The following is a 17,636-nucleotide window of genomic DNA, read 5'->3' on the forward strand; positions in this document are numbered from 1 at the left end:
CAATTTGTATGTTTAACAGTATGTTGTGAGTATTTGAATCGGGTTTTATTTTCAAAGCTCACTCGCATTGTTTGCTATAAATTCACTCGTTGACCGTCGACATCAAACAGATGCACATCGTCATAGCTGCAGCTAATGGCGACTTGCTCAAATTTGTTTACAGCCTGATCGCCCGGAAGGTGAACTTTGAAACCATCGACGCCAGAAGCTTGGCCGAACAAATACGTACTGTTGCCTAGCCTTTCGACGACTTCACTTTGGAATTCGAATCTAACTGGATTGTCGTGATTAAGCGTAAGGTGCTCTGGTCTAACGCCTAGGGTAAGTGCGTCACCGGTTTTTGGAGCTTGCTCTGCGGTTCTTGGCAATGTGAACTGCTCGCCTTTAGCGGTTTTAACAGTAATATCTTGCTCGTTCACTTGCTCAACATGAGCAGGAATGAAGTTCATTTTTGGCGATCCAATAAACCCTGCCACAAACTCATTTTGTGGTGAGTGATACAGCTCCAGTGGACTACCCACTTGCTCAACTCGGCCATCACGAAGTACCACAATCTTATCGGCCAGTGTCATCGCTTCCACTTGGTCGTGAGTGACGTAAATCATGGTGTTGGCAAGGTCTTGGTGCAGCTTAGCGATCTGCAAACGCATATCGACGCGAAGCTCGGCATCGAGGTTGGAAAGTGGCTCATCGAACAAAAAGACCTTTGGATTACGTACTATCGCACGACCAATCGCGACTCGCTGCCTTTGACCACCAGAGAGTTCTTTGGGTTTGCGCTTCAGAAGCTGCTCAAGTTGCAGTGTCTTGGCGGCATTTTGCACCTGTTTATGGACGTACTCTTTAGGGTGGTTATTCATTTTAAGGCCAAAGCCCATGTTCTCTTCAACTGTCATGTGTGGGTAGAGAGCGTAGGACTGAAACACCATAGCCACCCCGCGTTCAGCAGGATCGACATCGTTTACCTTTTCATCATTGATAAAGATCTCACCGTCACTGATCTCTTCTAAACCGGCGACTAGGCGCAGCAATGTCGACTTGCCGCAGCCCGATGGACCAACAAACACCACAAATTCGCCATCGTTAATGTCGAGATCGACGCCGTGAATGGTTTGTACCTTGCCATAGCGTTTGATGACTTGGTTTAAGCGGATGTCAGCCATAAGAACTCCTCGTTATGCAGACAAGTGGCAGCATGAATATGCGTGAATGCCAGTTTTTTTGAATACCATGACCATACGCGCTAATTGACAATTTGTTAGCTGTCAAACCGAGAATAGTTGATCGTGATCATAAATTGTTAACGACTTTGAGTGAAAACTGTGGAAACGTTTACAGTTTTAATTTTGAGCAGTACAACATTTCACCATGTTGGCTAATATTCGAGTGTATTTTCACTAAAACCCATCTAAAACAGTACTTATTGTTGATATTTTCAGAAATTAATGACTGTTAACAGTATGTTGCGGTGGGGTAGGGAGTCACCTTGAAATGGAACAATCTGTGAAAACGGTATACCCACAAAATCAGCTACCGTCACAGCGACGCAAAAGTCGTATTAATACCCAAGTCGCGCCATGGATATTTTTGGCGCCAGCGATCCTAATTTTTTCTGTTTACGTCATCTATCCAATTTTGGACAGTATCTGGCTGAGCTTTTATGAATGGGATGGATTGGGTGAAAAAACTTGGGTGGGTCTCGACAACTATCGAGAGCTTTTTGACTCAGAAGCCTTCTATACCTCACTTAAAAATAACTTTTTGTGGTTGGTGTTCTTTATGTTGGCACCACCTATTGGATTGGCTATTGCGCTCTTTCTCAATCAACAAGTAAGAGGGATTCGCGTAGTTAAATCACTGTTTTTCTTTCCTTTTGTCATCTCTCAAGTGGTGGTGGGTCTCGTCTTTGCGTGGTTCTATGACCCTTCTTTTGGTCTATTTAACATCGTACTTGGCTTTTTCGATATTGAAGCCATTGCGATTTTGTCCAACGAAGATTACGTGACCTACGGGATCATTGCCGCCGGTCTGTGGCCGCAGATTTCCTATTGCATGATCTTATATCTCACTGGTTTGAATAATTTGGATCCAGAGCAGTTGGAAGCCGCTCGCCTTGATGGTGCCAAGAAACTGCGCATGCTTTGGTATGTGGTGTTGCCTCAGCTTCGTCCAGCGACGTTTATTGCTATCGTGGTTACGGTTATCGGCGCACTTCGCTCGTTTGACCTAGTGGCGACCATGACAGCGGGTGGCCCGTGGGGGAGCTCATCCGTGCTCGCTTATCAAATGTACGAAGAATCAATTTTCAACTACCGCATGGGTTATGGCGCCTCGGTGTCGGTTGTTCTGTTTTTGATTATGGATATCTACATCGCTTACTTCTTGTGGCGAATGCTAAGGAGTGAAAAATAATGTTCCCACAACCGATAGAAAAATCTGGACGCTTTACCAATATCAGCTATCGAGCGGCGCTGCCGATTTCGATTGTGATGTGGCTGCTGCCGCTAATCGCGGTGATGATGACGTCGATCCGTTCAATGGAAGACATCAACAAAGGTAATTACTGGGGCTGGCCGAGTGATATTCAGTTTGTTGAAAACTACACGCAAGTGTTTACGGCAACGCCGATGAGCCAGTATTTGCTGAACAGTTTGATCATTACGTTACCGGCAGTGGCTGGCGCGGTCGCGCTGTCTACGTTGGCAGGATTTGCGCTCGCGAAGTATAACTTCAAGGCCAATATTTGGATCTTTGCGATGTTCATTGCTGGTAACTTTGTACCGTTCCAAATCCTGATGATTCCAGTGCGCGATCTCACCATTACCTTTGGTCTTTATGATACGCATTGGGCGCTTATCTTCTTCCACGTCGCCTTCCAAGCCGGCTTTTGTACCCTGTTTATGCGCAACTTTATTGTCGGCATCCCCGATGCCTTGATTGAGGCGGCGCGCGTTGAAGGCGTGAGTGAAATGAAAATCTTCTGGCACGTAGTATTGCCGCTTGTCAGGCCGGCACTAGCCGCACTGTCTGTGTTGGTGTTTACCTTTATTTGGAATGATTACTTTTGGGCGCTGGTTTTAGTGCAAAGCGATGAAGTGCGCCCCGTAACGGCAGGATTGAGTGCATTGAAAGGGCAGTGGTTGGCGTCATGGCAGTTTATTTCTGCTGGTGCCGTCGTCGCTGCAATTCCTCCAGTGGTGCTGTTCTTTACCATGCAGCGTCACTTTATTGCTGGTCTAACGTTGGGAGCAACCAAAGGTTAATCCCGATTTAGCCGCACAATCAGTGCTGGTTGGCGACGACCAGCAAGCTATAACGATAACAATGGAGCCTGAGCGCAAGCTCGACAATAAGGATCTTACTATGAAAATTGTGAAACACCTCGCTGCTACCGCCATACTTGGCGCGTCCCTCTCAACAACCGCTTGGGCGGGCGAGTTAGTGATTAACTCGGATCAAGCAGACCCTGCACCAAAAGAAGCGTGGGCTGAAATCGTGAAACGATTTGAAGCTGAAAACCCAGACATTACGGTGAAGTACAACTTGTATGATAAAGAAGCGTACAAGACGACGATTCGTAACTGGCTGGTCACCTCTCCGCCGGATGTTGTGTTCTGGTATGCGGGTAACCGAATGAAAACATTCGTTGATCGTGGACTATTGGAAGATGTAAGTGACATTTGGGCTGACAACAACATGGCTCAAGACTTTAAATCGGCAGCGCCAGCAATGACGGTGAATGGTAAGCAATACGGTGTGCCTTACACTTACTATCAATGGGGTGTGTACTACCGTAAAGACATCTTTGAGAAGTATGGTATCGCTGAACCAAAAACGTGGGATGAGCTAAAAGCGGCCGCTGCGACACTGAAGAAGAATGAAGTGGCGCCTTTTGCTATCGGTACCAAATACCTATGGACTGCAGCAGGCTGGTTCGACTACATCAACCTACGTACTAACGGCCTTGATTTCCACATCGACCTGATGGACGGCAAAGTGCCTTATACCGACGATCGAGTGAAGAAGACCTTTGCAAACTGGGCTGAGCTAGTGGAACCAGGCTACTACCTAGACAACCACGCGTCATACTCTTGGCAGGAAGCGCAGCCGTTCTTGTACAACGGTGAAGCGGCTATGTACCTGATTGGTAACTTTATTGCGCCTAACTTCCCAGCTGAACTTGATGGCAAGATGGGCTTCTTCCAATTCCCAGTCATCGACCCTGCTGTGCCTATCGCAGAAGATGCACCAATGGATACCATTCATATCCCAACCAAAGCGAAGAACAAAGAAGATGCACGTAAGTTCCTAGCGTTTGTTGCCAAACCAGAGATCCAGCAACTGGTAAATGATGTCCTACTGCAAATCCCAACCAACAGCAAAGCCAAACCTGCGGATGATGAGTTCCTAAACATCGGTGTGGAAATGTTGGCAGAGGCGAGTGGTACGGCGCAGTTCTATGACCGCGATACTGATCCTGCGATGGCGAAAGAAGGCATGAAAGGGTTCCAAGAGTTCATGGTGAAACCTGAGCGTGTGGATCAAATCCTAAAACGTCTTGAAAAAGTACGTCAACGCACGTTTAAGAACTAATCTGTAAAGCGTTTAAATAACGATACCAATGAGCGTTTCCAAACCATTGGAGCGCTCTTTTTGTTTCAAAGAAGTTGTTAATGGAACCATAGGAAGTAGAGATGAGAACTTTTGCCCAAGTGATGGCGGCACGAGAGTGGGAAAATCAACATGTTGTCCAGCGCAACGTCCTCACCGCTCACGCGCCTTTGCATGCCTACAGCAGTATTGAGCAAGCTCGAGTTGGTCAAGCATCAGACAATCAAACCTCACTCAATGGGCACTGGCAGTTTACCTTGCTGACCGCGCCAGAGGCTATGTCCGAAGCCTTTATTGAACCAGATTTTGATGATGCAGACTGGCACTCTCTTCCTGTTCCAAGCAACTGGCAATTACACGGTTTTGATAAACCAATCTACACCAATGTGAAGTACCCATTTGTCGACAATCCTCCTTATGTGCCAGAGCAGAACCCAACAGGGGTGTATCGCAAAAGTTTCGACTATTCACCACGAGAAAATACCTCCACCACCATCACCTTTGATGGTGTGAACAGTGCATTCCATCTGTGGTGTAACGGACATTGGGTAGGGTATTCACAAGATTCTCGACTGCCGGCTGAGTTTGACCTTGGCCAGCATCTGATATCGGGTCGCAACCAACTAACTGTGATGGTGCTGAGATGGTCTGACGGCTCTTATCTTGAAGATCAAGATATGTGGTGGCTAAGTGGCATCTTCCGTGATGTTACTTTGCGCACGAAATCTATAACGCATATAGCGGATGTGGAGACTGTCGCCAGTTTACAATCTGGTTATCGAGATGGCCTGTTAACGGTGACGACAACGGTATCCTCGCCAAGCGACACGCTTAAAGTGAACGTGGCACTATTTGATGCAGCAGGTAATGAAATAGCAGCTCAAACTCAGGCATTTGGCGTCGAATTTGTCGATGAAAAAGGTGCGTGGGACAACAAAGCGATTCATCGCTTGTCGGTAGCCGATGTGAAAGCTTGGAGCGCCGAAGCGCCACATCTGTATCGCGTTGTGGTGTCACTCATTGATGACCAGAATCAGCTCATTGACTGCGAAGCCTATTCGGTTGGTTTTCGCAATGTCGAAGTCTTAAATGGCCAGATCTGCGTCAACGGTAAACCGCTTCTTATTCGTGGCGTCAATCGTCACGAGCATCATCCAGAGCTTGGGCATGTCATGACTCGTGAGGCGATGATAGAAGACATCAAACTCCTCAAGCAAAACAACTTCAATGCGGTTCGAACTGCGCATTACCCCAATCACCCGATGTGGTATCAACTGTGTGATGAGTTTGGGCTGTATTTAGTCGATGAAGCCAACATTGAAACCCATGGTCAAGTGCCAATGTGCCGTTTGTCTGATGACAGCGAATGGCTGAACGCCTATATGCGACGTATGGTGAATTTGGTCGAACGAGATAAAAACCATCCGTCTGTGATTGTGTGGTCGCTTGGTAATGAATCAGGCATTGGCGGCAATCATTATGCGATGTATCAATGGGTTAAGCAGCGCGATCCGTCAAGACCAGTGCAATATGAAGGCGGCGGTGCGATGACGGCGGCGACGGATATTATTTGTCCTATGTACGCACGCGTAAACTGGGACTTGCCTGTAGTTGGACACCAGCCAGAAGTCACTCCCCGTATCGGAATCAAAAAGGCCATAGCACTACCAAATGAATCACGGCCGTTGATCCTATGTGAATATGCCCATGCGATGGGCAACAGTTTGGGAAGCTTTGTCGACTATTGGCAAGCGTTTCGCGACCACCCAAGATTGCAAGGCGGCTTTATTTGGGATTGGGTCGATCAAGGCCTGAGTAAAGTGGATGATAAAGGGCGTCACTACTGGGCGTACGGTGGCGATTTTGGTGATGAAATTAACGATCGCCAGTTCTGTATCAACGGTTTGATATTCCCTGATAGAACAGTACATCCCGCTTTATTTGAAGTAAAAAAAGCGCAGCAATATTATCAGTTTAAGCTGGTTAGTGAGCAGCCACTCACTATTGAAGTAGAAAATGAGAATCTTTTTGTTGCCAGTGACAATGAAATGCTTTGCTGGCAACTGCTCCAAGATGGTACGCCGAGTAATTCTGGTGAGTTAGTCATGACAACTCAGCCTGGGAAGAAACAGCAGATCACCTTATGTGATGTTATCGATAAGCAGCCAGGCTCCGAGTACCACCTCAACCTAGAAACCAGATTGATTGAAGAGACGCCGTGGGCAGAGGCGGGACATGTCACTGCGATAGAGCAAATAGAATTGCAAACCTTGCCGATGCTTTTGGTGCCTCAAACGCCAATTATCGCTCAGTTAGCAGTTGTGAAAGCGGAGCAGCGTCTCTCGGTGGTGAGCGATGATATCGCTTTTGAGTTTGATAGTGCCGCCGGCTATCTTGTGAGCTGTAAGGTTCGCGGCGTGGAGAAGCTAACGCAGCCGATTAAAGACAATTTTTGTCGAGCGCCTATCGACAACGATATCGGCACCAGTGAAGCCAATAAACTTGACCCCAACTCTTGGTTTGCCCGCTGGCAAACTGCAGGCTTGGCGAACCTAACTCGTGGGTGCCATTCCTTCGACTATGACGAGGCTGAGGGTGGTGTCAATGTCACCTGTGTTGCCCTCTACAGCAACGTTCAGGCGCCAATCATTTCCAGCACTTGGCGTTACCACATTGATAGCGAAGGTCAACTGACAGTGGATGTGGATGTTGCGTTCGCCAAAGGCTTACCACCAATGCCAAGAGTGGGGTTGGAGCTCGGGCTATACCATCAGCCACAAGATGACACCCAAGTGGAGTGGTTTGGACGTGAGCCGCATGAAAACTACCCTGACCGAATTGGATCTGCGCACTTTGGTCGCTATAAACAGCCACTGTCTAGTATGCATACTGACTATATTTTCCCATCGGAAAATGGTCTGCGCTGTGATAGCCGTGAGTTAAAGGTTGGCAGTTTGACAGTGAAGGGCAAGTTTCATTTTTCTGTCAGCGAGTTCAGCCAACATAGTTTAGCTGATGCTAAGCACACCAACGAGCTTGAAAAAGATGGCTGCTTGTATGTGCGCATCGATGGTTACCACATGGGCGTAGGAGGTGATGACTCTTGGACACCAAGCGTTCACAAGGCTTATCAACTTCGCGAGCAACGCTATCGATATGAGGTAGCACTAAGATTTAATGCCTGACTTGATGGTTTGTAACCGTTATCAATAATATCACGGTAATCACTATTAATATCAAGGCTGCAAGGCCTTAATGCACTGTATTTTAGGACTTACTTTGATGAAAACTTTGTGTAAACGTTTTCATAGTCGCGAATTGGATCACGGATCGAGCGAGACAAGGCTTGATAAGATGTTCAGCGGCGGGCAATTAACCTATTGAGAGAAGCTATGACCGACATTCAGTTTGACCCAGTGGATCATCCACATCGTCGTTACAACCCATTGACCGGGCAGTGGATCTTAGTCTCGCCACATCGCGCTAAGCGTCCTTGGAGTGGTCAGGATGAAAAGCCTGCTACGCAAGCGCTGCCGAGCTTTGATGAAAACTGCTTCTTGTGTCCAGCTAACGCTCGCATTTCAGGAGATGTGAACCCGGATTACCAAGGCACTTATGTGTTCAGCAATGACTTCGCGGCACTAATGCCGGATTCACCCGATGCGCCGCAATCCGACAACCCCTTATTCAGAACTCAAGGGGTACGCGGTTTAAGCCGAGTGATTTGCTTCTCTCCTGATCACAGTAAAACCTTGCCCGAGCTCAGCGTCAGTAAAATCAGAGGCGTTATCGATACCTGGAATGAGCAAATTGAAGAGCTCGGCAAAGAATACATTTGGGTGCAAGCGTTTGAGAATAAAGGTGAAACTATGGGCTGCTCACAGCCGCATCCTCATGGCCAGATTTGGGCGAACAGCTTTTTGCCAAACGAAATCGAGCGCAAAGATAAGCACTTACGAGAGTATTTTGAGCAGTATGGCTCAAATCTGTTGGTCGATTACGTGAAGGCCGAGCGACAAGACGGTTCAAGAACTGTAGTTGAAACGGAGCATTGGCTTGCCGTTGTGCCTTACTGGGCAGCGTGGCCGTTTGAAACCATGTTGCTACCAAAAACGCATGTTCGCCGCATGAGCGAACTCAGCGACGAGCAGCGAGATGATTTGGCTGTTGCCATGAAAAAACTGACCAGCCGCTATGACAACTTATTCCAGTGTTCTTTCCCATATTCCATGGGTTGGCACTTCGCACCGTTCTTTGAAGCTAGTGAGGATATTGAGCATTGGCAGTTGCATGCCTTGTTTTATCCTCCACTGCTGCGTAGCGCAACAGTGAGAAAGTTTATGGTGGGTTATGAAATGCTCGCCGAATCGCAGCGTGATTTAACGGCAGAGCAAGCGGCTGAGCGACTAAGAGCGTTGAGTGATGTGCATTACAAAGAGCAGTAACCACCCTATTTTAAACGGCGGCGACGCCGCCGTGATTAGCCAAGGATTGAGGGCGTATTATGTCTGAATTAATAACTAACGTGAAAAGCGTGTTTAAACAGGTATTGGACTATCAACCGACCCATATTATTCAAGCGCCAGGTCGAGTGAACCTAATTGGCGAACATACTGATTATAACGATGGCTTTGTGTTGCCCTGTGCCATTAACTACCAAACGGTCGTCGCTGCTGCAAAGCGCGAAGACAGCTTCATTCGTTTGGTGTCGGTCGATTATGGCAATGATACCGATGAATTTGACCTATCTAAACCAATAGAGTTTTTGCCCGGGAAAATGTGGGCAAATTACATTCGCGGCGTGGTGAAATTCTTGCTAGCCCGAGGCTATACGTTTAAAGGTGCGGATATTTGTGTCACAGGCAATGTCCCTCAAGGTGCGGGGCTGAGCTCTTCTGCAGCGTTGGAAGTGGTGATTGGGCAGACCTTTAAAACGCTTTACGATCTCGATATCAGCCAAGCGGAAATCGCGCTCAATGGCCAGCAAGCTGAAAATGAGTTTGTGGGTTGCAACTGCGGCATTATGGATCAAATGATTTCCGCCAAAGGCGAGCAAAATCATGCCATGTTGCTTGATTGCCGAACTTTAGAGTCGCAAGCGGTATCGATGCCTGAAGCAATGGCTGTGGTCATCATTAATTCCAACAAGCAGCGCGGTCTTGTTGACAGCGAGTACAACACACGGCGATTGCAGTGCGAACAAGCCGCTCAGATTTTTGGCGTCAAAGCGCTGCGTGATGTGAGTATTGAAGAGTTCAATCAAAACCAACAAAACTTAGACGATGTAGTCGCGAAGAGAGCACGCCACGTTATCACGGAAAATGACCGAACCCTTGAGGCTGCGAAGGCATTGCGAGCTCAAGACATGAAACGATTGGGCGAGCTTATGGCTGAATCACACGCTTCAATGCGCGATGATTTTGAGATCACCGTGAGCGAGATAGATTGCTTAGTCGACATTGTCAAAGATGTGATTGGCGACCAAGGCGGCGTGAGAATGACTGGCGGCGGCTTTGGCGGCTGTATCGTTGCACTGATCCCGCCAAGTCTAACCGATGCCGTTGAGCAAGCTGTGACCGCGAAGTATCAAGCAGCCACTGGATTGCAAGCATCGATTTATGTGTGCCAAGCAAGTGCAGGTGCAGGTGTTGTTGAAGTACTTGAGCATTGAGAATGACTGACTTTGAGATAAGAGGATTGCGATGACAGCCATAATGAATGGACTTGCAGCAGACGGCAAACCGCCTTCACTTTACACCTTGTCGAATGCTTCTGAAATGGAAGTAACGGTGATGGATGTTGGTGCGACATGGCTCAGTTGTAAGCTCCCTATCGACGATGAAAAACGAGAAGTGCTGTTGGGCGTTGAGACGATGGAGGACTTTGCGCGTCAAAAGGTCTTCTTAGGTGCGACAGTCGGCCGCTTTGCCAATCGAATCGCTGGTGGAAGGTTTAAGATTGATAGCCACGAGTTTCAAGCCGTGACCAACCAATCAGGCAACAGTTTACACGGCGGCTTGGATGGCTTTGATAAGCGCCGTTGGAGTTTGGTTGAGAAGAGTGATAACAGTGTTGAGCTCAGTTTAGTTTCAGCCGATGGTGACCAAGGGTTTCCCGGCGAGCTAATGGTGAGTGTCCGCTATAGCCTTAGTGAACAAAACCAAGTACTTATTGACTACAGTGCGACAACAACCGCGGCAACGCCGGTTAACCTAACCAATCACGCTTACTTTAATCTTTTGGGTGCTGAGTCTGAAGAGGATATCTTAGGTCATAGCTTGCAGATTCGTGCTGCGCACTATTTGCCGACACAAGCGGATGGTATTCCTTTTACAGAACCAGAGGCTGTGGCGGGGACCAGTTTCGATTTCAATATGACCAAGCCCATTTCGACCCATCTATTGGCCGATGAGCAGCAACGACAAGCAAATGGGTATGATCATTGTTACGTTTTAGAGAGCCAAGGTAACGAGCCGGTGGCGCGTCTCGTCTCTCCAGACAGTCGTGTTGAAATGAGCGTCTTCACGACGAAACCAGGAGTGCAGCTGTATACGGGTAACTGGCTAGCGAATACACCTAATCGTCTAGGCGGACTATACAAAGATTATCAAGGGGTTGCGCTGGAAACTCAGTTTTATCCAGACTCGCCCAATCGCGGCTGGAAAGAGTCAGATGCGATTCTTCGACCTGGCAATCAGTATAAGCACAGTACAAGTTATGAGTTTGCCATCAAATAAACTCGACTATAAATGCCCAGTCTTGACGTAAATAAGCGCGCCATCTCCTTTGGTGAAGGGGGTGTGCTTGCTAAGGTGAGGACTACGGATCCAAGTGCCTTTAGGGTATTCACCATGCTCGTCATAAAAGGTGCCTTCCAGTACCAATATTTCTTCTCCGCCCCAATGCTGGTGGGCATTGAACTGGGTATTGGGCGCCCATTTCACTAAGGCAACATGCTCCGCTTCAAATTCATGTAGCGGCATCACAGTAAGCCCATCAACCAATCCCTGATACCATGACTGCTTTGATGTATTGATGCAAAACTGAGCTTGGTCTTGCTCATGAAACTGGTGCAGTTTGACGAAGATAGTCGCACCGTCAGAGCCAATTTTCGGCGTATGTGCGCTGCCAATAGGATTACGGACATAGCTGCCCGCTGGGTAGTCGCCGTGCTCATCGGAAAAGGTGCCTTCCAAAACGTAAAACTCTTCACCGCCGCTATGGGTATGCGCTGAAAACGCGCTGTTTGGCTCATAGTGTACGATGGACGTCACACGTCCCACTTCATCACCAATGCGGTCTAAACGCATGCGACTTACGCCGGGCATAGGAGAGCCGACCCACTGGTAGTCTGTTGGTCGTATCACTACGCGCTGGTCAAAATCGGCGTTGATTAGAGTTTCCATGTTCTACTTTGTCCTTAGTAAGTTGCCATGAGTGGTACGGATGTCGCCGTTGGTATCGATCACATTATATTGTCATATCTATCATAGTTTGAAACTGAAAAGAGCACGAATTCGTGCTCTTTTGATAATGGGTTGAGTCTGGCTGACTATTTGAGAACGATCGTCTTAGTCATACCATCTTCTGCGTGGCCTGGAATGTTACAGGCGAATTCAATCTCTTTTTCACCGTGGAAGTGCCAGTTGAGCTTTCCCGCTTTTCCTGGCTTGAGGTACAGGACATTGCCCATGCTGTGATGATCGTGATCCTCTGTTGGGTTTTCCATCATTTTACGGTGAGCAATTTGCTCGGATGGTGAGCCGATGACAAACTCATGATCGTCTTTGCCTGTGTTCATTACCACAAACTGAACGACATCGTTCGGTTTGATTTCGACATCACGTTTGAATGAGATGGTCATGTCATCTTTTAGAATGACGTGTACCACCTTGTCGGGTTTTGCGCCTGCAGCAGGCATGCCGACGACTGACATGCCTTCCATGTTCATCATGCCATGATTCATTTTACTATGATCTATCGTGTCATGATTCATAGCTCCGTGATCCATTTTTGAATGATCCATGCCATCGGCGAAGCTTTGTGTGGCAATCAATGTCATGGTTAGTGCGATGAGTGTCTTTTTCATTTTGATGTCCTTTTGTGGTTTGCACCTGCCGTCTCTGTACTTTCAAGGGACTGTACTTTCAAGCGACAAGCAGGTGCGAGCTAGTTACTGTTTGATCTCTTTAGATTTCCAAAGTTTGTATATGGCAGGCAGTACAAGTAGTGTGAGCAACAGTGCCGAAGCCATACCTCCTATCATTGGTGCTGCGATACGCTGCATCACTTCAGAGCCGGTGCCGGAGCCATACATAATGGGGATAAGGCCAATGATGACTGTTAACACGGTCATCATGACCGGTCGTACGCGAAGGCCTGCTCCTTCTCGGATTGCCTCAGTCAGCATGTCAGCGGTCAGCGGTGTATGGTCTTGCTCTGCCAAGAGCTTTCGTCCATGCCATGCTTGATTGAGGTAGACCAACATGATGACGCCAATCTCAACCGCGACACCCGCAAGCGCGATGAAGCCGACGCCAACTGCGATTGAGAAGTTGTAGCCAAGATAGTGCATGACCCATAAGCCACCGACCATCGCGAGTGGCAAGGTGCCCATGATGGCGAGTACCTCACCCACGCGGCGAAAGCTCAAATAGAGCAATAACATGATGATGGCGAGCATAATCGGGATCACGACACCAAGACGTTGTTTGGCACGCTCCATATATTCGTATTGACCGGACCATGCCAGTGAGTAGCCAGCGGGCAGCACCAGCTTTTCAGCGACCACTTGCTGCGCTTCACTGACGTAGGACCCTAAATCGCGCTCGGCAATGTCGACGAGTACCCAGCCGTTCGGGCGTGCATTCTCGGTTTTGATCATCGGAGGGCCATCTTCATAGCGAATATCTGCCACATCGGCGAGTGCGATGCGTGCACCTGCTGGGGTGACTAGGGGCAGGTTTTGCAGTTTAACCACTGAGTTACGATAGTCCTGTGGGTAGCGCACGTTAATTGGGTAACGTTCGAGCCCTTCGACGGTTTCGCCCACATTCATACCGCCAACGGCCGTAGAGATCACTTGTTGAACGTCACTGACATTCAGCCCGTAGCGCGCGGCTGCTAGACGTTTAATATCAATGGTTACGTAACGGCCACCTGCCACTCGCTCGGCATAGACCGAAACGGTGCCCGCGATGTCATTGAGAATCGGCTCAAGGTTGGCACCAATCTCTTCAATTACACTAAGTTCAGGTCCTGCGATCTTAATCCCAATAGGGGTCTTGATACCGGTTGCGAGCATGTCGATTCGGGTTTTGATTGGCATCACCCAAGCGTTCGTTAAACCCGGGAACTGAACCAGATCGTCAAACTCTTTGCGAAGTGACTCGGTCGTCACACCTTCGCGCCACTCATCTCTCGGCTTAAGCTGAATGGTGGTCTCAATCATAGTGAGAGGCGCAGGATCAGTGGCCGTTTCTGCGCGGCCAATCTTGCCCCACACGGTTTCAACCTCAGGTACGGTTTTGATGAGCTTATTGGTTTGTTGCAACAGTTCGCGTGCTTTACCAATTGAAATGCCGGGATAGGTGGTCGGCATGTACATCAAGTCGCCTTCATCAAGCGGTGGAATAAACTCGCTACCCAGTTTAGAAGTCGGGTAGTAAGCAGAACCTAGCAAACCCAAAGCGATGATGATCATGGTTTTCGGGTAACGAAGGCTCAAGTTAAGCATCGGCCGGTAAAGGCCAATCAGAGCCTTGTTCACTGGGTTTTTGTGCTCTGGGAGTACCTTGCCGCGAATGAAGTAACCCATGAGTACAGGCACTAAAGTGATCGCTAGACCTGCTGCCGCCGCCATGGCGTAGGTTTTGGTGTAAGCCAGCGGCGAGAACATTTTGCCTTCTTGACCCTCAAGGGCGAAAACGGGCACGAAGCTGAGTGTAATGATGAGCAGCGAGAAAAATAGCGGCGCGCCAACTTCCTCTGCCGCTTTACTGATCACCTGCCAGCGGTTTTGGTCGTTGAGCGGCGTTTTCTCTATATGCTTGTGCACATTCTCTATCATCACGATCGCCCCATCGACCATGGCGCCGATAGCGATGGCAATACCACCCAGCGACATGATGTTGGCGTTGATGCCTTGCCAATGCATGACGATGAATGCGCAAAGAATCCCCACCGGCAAGCTAATGGCAATGACAATTGAGGAGCGGATGTGAAACAAAAATAGTGCACACACAATCGCGACCACAATGAATTCTTCGGCGAGTTTATTCCAAAGGTTGTCTACCGCGGCATTGATAAGCGTTGAACGATCGTAGGTAGCGACAATTTCGACGCCTTCCGGCAAGCTACGCTGTAAGTCATCAAGCTTGGCTTTGACGTTGTCGATAACTTCACTGGCGTTTTCACCAAAGCGCATCACAATCACGCCGCCTACCGCTTCACCTTCACCATTAAACTCAGAGATCCCACGACGCATTTGTGGGCCAAGGTTAATGTCGGCAATGTCGCCAAGGAGCAAAGGTGTGCCCTTACTTGTGACTTTAAGTGGTAGGGCTTGAATGTCTTCTATGCTGGTCAAATAGCCCGTAGTACGAACCATGTGCTCTGCTTCTGCCACTTCGATCACCGAAGCTCCGCTTTCCTGGTTACCGTTTTTGATCGCTGCATTCACTTGTTGAAGTGTTAAATCGTAGGCGCGCAGCTTAGCGGGATCGATCTGCACTTGGTATTGCTTCACCATGCCGCCTACGGTGGCTACTTCAGAGACGCCATCGACGGTTTGCAGCTCGTATTTTAAGAACCAGTCTTGTAAGCTTCGCAGCTCCGCAAGGTCGTGTTGTCCTGTGGTATCTTGCAGTACATAGCTGTATATCCAGCCGACTCCCGTTGCATCGGGGCCGAGCGTTGGTTTGGCTTGCGAAGGCAGTTTTGGTGCTACTTGGCTGAGATATTCCAGTACCCGTGAACGTGCCCAATACATGTCGGTATCATCATTAAAGATGATGTAGACATAGGAGTCACCAAAGAACGAGTAACCGCGCACGGTTTCTGCGCCCGGTACCGCAAGCATGGCAGTGGTGAGTGGGTAAGTCACCTGATCTTCGACAACTTGAGGAGCCTGTCCCGGATAGCTGGTTTTAATGATTACCTGCACGTCGGAGAGATCGGGTATGGCGTCCACCGGGGTGTTTTTGACGCTGTAAAGGCCGGCTAATGTTAAGAAGCAGATCGCCACCAACACCAGAAATCGGTTGTTGATAGACCAGCGGATAATCGCTCCAATCATGGCTGTTCTCCTCCATGTTTGAGCTCAGACAAAATAAACTCACTGCCTTGCTTCTGAATCAAAAAGCGTGCGTTATCACCTTCTTCAAAACCAGTGAAATCAACGTTGCCATCTGTAGAGAAATTCATCTCTCCCGATTGCCAGTTCCATTCTGGGACGTCACTGTGCACTATGGTGATCATGCCAAAATCGGCCATTAGCATAGAGATGTTGCCATTGACCCAGATCTCTGTGGGCATAGGGTTTTCACTAGGGTTGATGGCCGTAACCTTGTATTGACCATCGGGCGTTTTGGCCATTTCAAACTCGATTTGTTGTCCTGCTTTAAGTGCTTCTATCGCCACGTTTGGCTCCACGTTAAAATCCATCACCATGCCCGGCCAGTTCCATTCAGGTACCGGTTGATGATTGATGGTTAACATAGCGTGACCCGCCATCACATTGGTGATCTCACCTTTTGCCCACACAGTTTCAACCGGAGGCTCTACGCCATTGATGCGCGACAAATCAGCGCTTTGACTGGACTCTGAGTCGAGCATGAATTGTGCTGATGTCACTACGATGTCCTGTGTGGTTAATCCTTCCAGTACCTCAATACGATCACTGGCTTCACGGCCGACTCGAATGCGAGCAGAGCGGTACTTGCCGTCACCTTCAGAGAGGACAACTCGGCTCATGCCACCCGAGCGAATCACCGCTGAATGCGGAATCGTCAGCACAGCGTCATCGGTTTGCGGTTGTAAAGCGATATTGGCAAACATGTTAGGTTTGAGTTGAAAATCCGGGTTGTCGAATTTGAGCCTAACGCGCAGGGTTCGAGTGGATGGATCGAGGATCGGATAGACATAGTCGACTTGCCCTTGCCACTCCTTACCGGGGATAGCATCCAAAGTCATCACTGCGCTACTACCGTTTTTTATCCATTCAGCTTGGCGCTCAAAAACCTCAGCATCGACCCATACTTGGTCGATAGGGCCGGCGCTAATCACCGACTGAGATGGGGACAAGTAGCCGCCCTCGCGTACATTAAGCGTAGCGACGACACCGCTGCCGAACGCTTTGATATCGATGGTTTGTGATGCTTTACCTTGACGGACAATTTGACGTATTTGCGCTTTGTCGACTCCAAGGGTGATTAGACGCTCGGTCGCCCCTTTGATAAGAGAGCCACGCTTAGTTCGATAGGCATTGAGTAGCTCCTCTTGCGCCTTAACAAGCTCAGGCGAATAGAGTTTAAATAACACGTCACCTTTATTGATTCGCTCTCCCACCGCATTGATGTAGAGCTTTTCTACCCAACCCGCGACACGTACGTTGGTTTGCCATAGACGGCTTTCATCAAAGGCGATGTAACCGACGGTAGCAATGCGAGGCGAGAGCTTTTGTGTCTCGACGGAGGCAGTTTTAACACCAAGATTGTTCTCTACTGCCGGGTCAATTTTAACGGTACCTGGTTTGTCATTCGCGCCGTTGAGGTCATCGGCGTAGACTGGAATGAGATCCATCCCCATTGGAGACTTACCCGGTTGGTCGCGTTTATAGTTGGGATCCATAGGGGCAACCCAGTAAAGCGGCTCATTCGCATCGCTATTGCCTTTGCTTTGTGATGACATAGTGCTTTGTGACGACATTGAGCTCATTGAGTGTGCACCGAAATACTGCGTTCCCACTATTCCCAGACCTGCACCAACGGCCAGCGCCAATAGGGCGACATTTCGTGTTTTCATTA

At 48.6% G+C, this 17,636-nt stretch carries 12 protein-coding genes; 7 read left to right on the forward strand and 5 right to left on the reverse strand.

Annotated features, from left to right (window positions below):
- Nucleotides 1-74: 74 nt before the first annotated feature.
- A complete protein-coding gene (locus PG915_RS19965; RefSeq protein WP_353498751.1) occupies nucleotides 75-1,163 on the reverse strand; it encodes an ABC transporter ATP-binding protein in 1,089 nt (362 codons plus the stop codon).
- Nucleotides 1,164-1,491: 328 nt separating this feature from the next.
- Between PG915_RS19965 and PG915_RS19970 the strand changes: the two genes are divergently transcribed.
- The 7 genes from PG915_RS19970 (at nucleotide 1,492) to galM (ending at nucleotide 11,348) form a co-directional block, all read left to right on the forward strand.
- Nucleotides 1,492-2,412: a carbohydrate ABC transporter permease gene (locus PG915_RS19970; RefSeq protein ID WP_353498752.1), complete on the forward strand. Its 921-nt coding sequence runs from the start codon at nucleotides 1,492-1,494 to the stop codon at nucleotides 2,410-2,412.
- On the forward strand, nucleotides 2,412-3,263 hold the full coding sequence (locus PG915_RS19975) for a carbohydrate ABC transporter permease (RefSeq protein WP_353498753.1): 852 nt from the start codon (nucleotides 2,412-2,414) through the stop codon (nucleotides 3,261-3,263). The genes PG915_RS19970 and PG915_RS19975 overlap by 1 nt, the downstream gene beginning before the upstream one ends.
- A gap of 100 nt (nucleotides 3,264-3,363) precedes the next feature.
- A complete protein-coding gene (locus PG915_RS19980) occupies nucleotides 3,364-4,593 on the forward strand; it encodes an ABC transporter substrate-binding protein (RefSeq protein WP_353498754.1) in 1,230 nt (409 codons plus the stop codon).
- A 101-nt stretch (nucleotides 4,594-4,694) separates the two neighbouring features.
- Nucleotides 4,695-7,796, forward strand: coding sequence for a beta-galactosidase (locus tag PG915_RS19985; protein WP_353498755.1), 3,102 nt, complete (start codon nucleotides 4,695-4,697; stop codon nucleotides 7,794-7,796).
- A 207-nt stretch (nucleotides 7,797-8,003) separates the two neighbouring features.
- On the forward strand, nucleotides 8,004-9,056 hold the full coding sequence (locus PG915_RS19990; RefSeq protein WP_353498756.1) for a UDP-glucose--hexose-1-phosphate uridylyltransferase: 1,053 nt from the start codon (nucleotides 8,004-8,006) through the stop codon (nucleotides 9,054-9,056).
- A 59-nt stretch (nucleotides 9,057-9,115) separates the two neighbouring features.
- Nucleotides 9,116-10,282 carry a galactokinase gene (gene galK / locus PG915_RS19995; RefSeq protein ID WP_353498757.1) on the forward strand — a complete coding sequence of 389 codons (1,167 nt, stop codon included), beginning with the start codon at nucleotides 9,116-9,118 and terminating at the stop codon, nucleotides 10,280-10,282.
- 31 nt (nucleotides 10,283-10,313) lie between these two features.
- Complete coding sequence (gene galM / locus PG915_RS20000; protein ID WP_353498758.1) at nucleotides 10,314-11,348, forward strand: galactose-1-epimerase; 1,035 nt, start codon at nucleotides 10,314-10,316, stop codon at nucleotides 11,346-11,348.
- A gap of 6 nt (nucleotides 11,349-11,354) precedes the next feature.
- On the opposite strand, the gene PG915_RS20005 is transcribed toward galM, so the two are convergent.
- The 4 genes from PG915_RS20005 to PG915_RS20020 form a co-directional block, all read right to left on the reverse strand.
- Nucleotides 11,355-12,017: a cupin domain-containing protein gene (locus PG915_RS20005; RefSeq protein ID WP_353498759.1), complete on the reverse strand. Its 663-nt coding sequence runs from the start codon at nucleotides 12,015-12,017 to the stop codon at nucleotides 11,355-11,357.
- A gap of 146 nt (nucleotides 12,018-12,163) precedes the next feature.
- Entirely contained in the window at nucleotides 12,164-12,700 is a 537-nt protein-coding gene (copI, locus tag PG915_RS20010; protein ID WP_353498760.1) for a copper-resistant cuproprotein CopI, read from the reverse strand.
- 84 nt (nucleotides 12,701-12,784) lie between these two features.
- Nucleotides 12,785-15,907: an efflux RND transporter permease subunit gene (locus PG915_RS20015; RefSeq protein WP_353498761.1), complete on the reverse strand. Its 3,123-nt coding sequence runs from the start codon at nucleotides 15,905-15,907 to the stop codon at nucleotides 12,785-12,787.
- On the reverse strand, nucleotides 15,904-17,634 hold the full coding sequence (locus PG915_RS20020; RefSeq protein WP_353498762.1) for an efflux RND transporter periplasmic adaptor subunit: 1,731 nt from the start codon (nucleotides 17,632-17,634) through the stop codon (nucleotides 15,904-15,906). Before PG915_RS20020 ends, PG915_RS20015 begins: the two co-directional genes overlap by 4 nt.
- Between the last annotated feature and the right edge of the window lie 2 nt (nucleotides 17,635-17,636).

The sequence above is a fragment of the Vibrio sp. CB1-14 genome, from assembly GCF_040412085.2.
In the GTDB taxonomy this organism is placed as follows: Bacteria; Pseudomonadota; Gammaproteobacteria; order Enterobacterales; family Vibrionaceae; genus Vibrio; species Vibrio chaetopteri.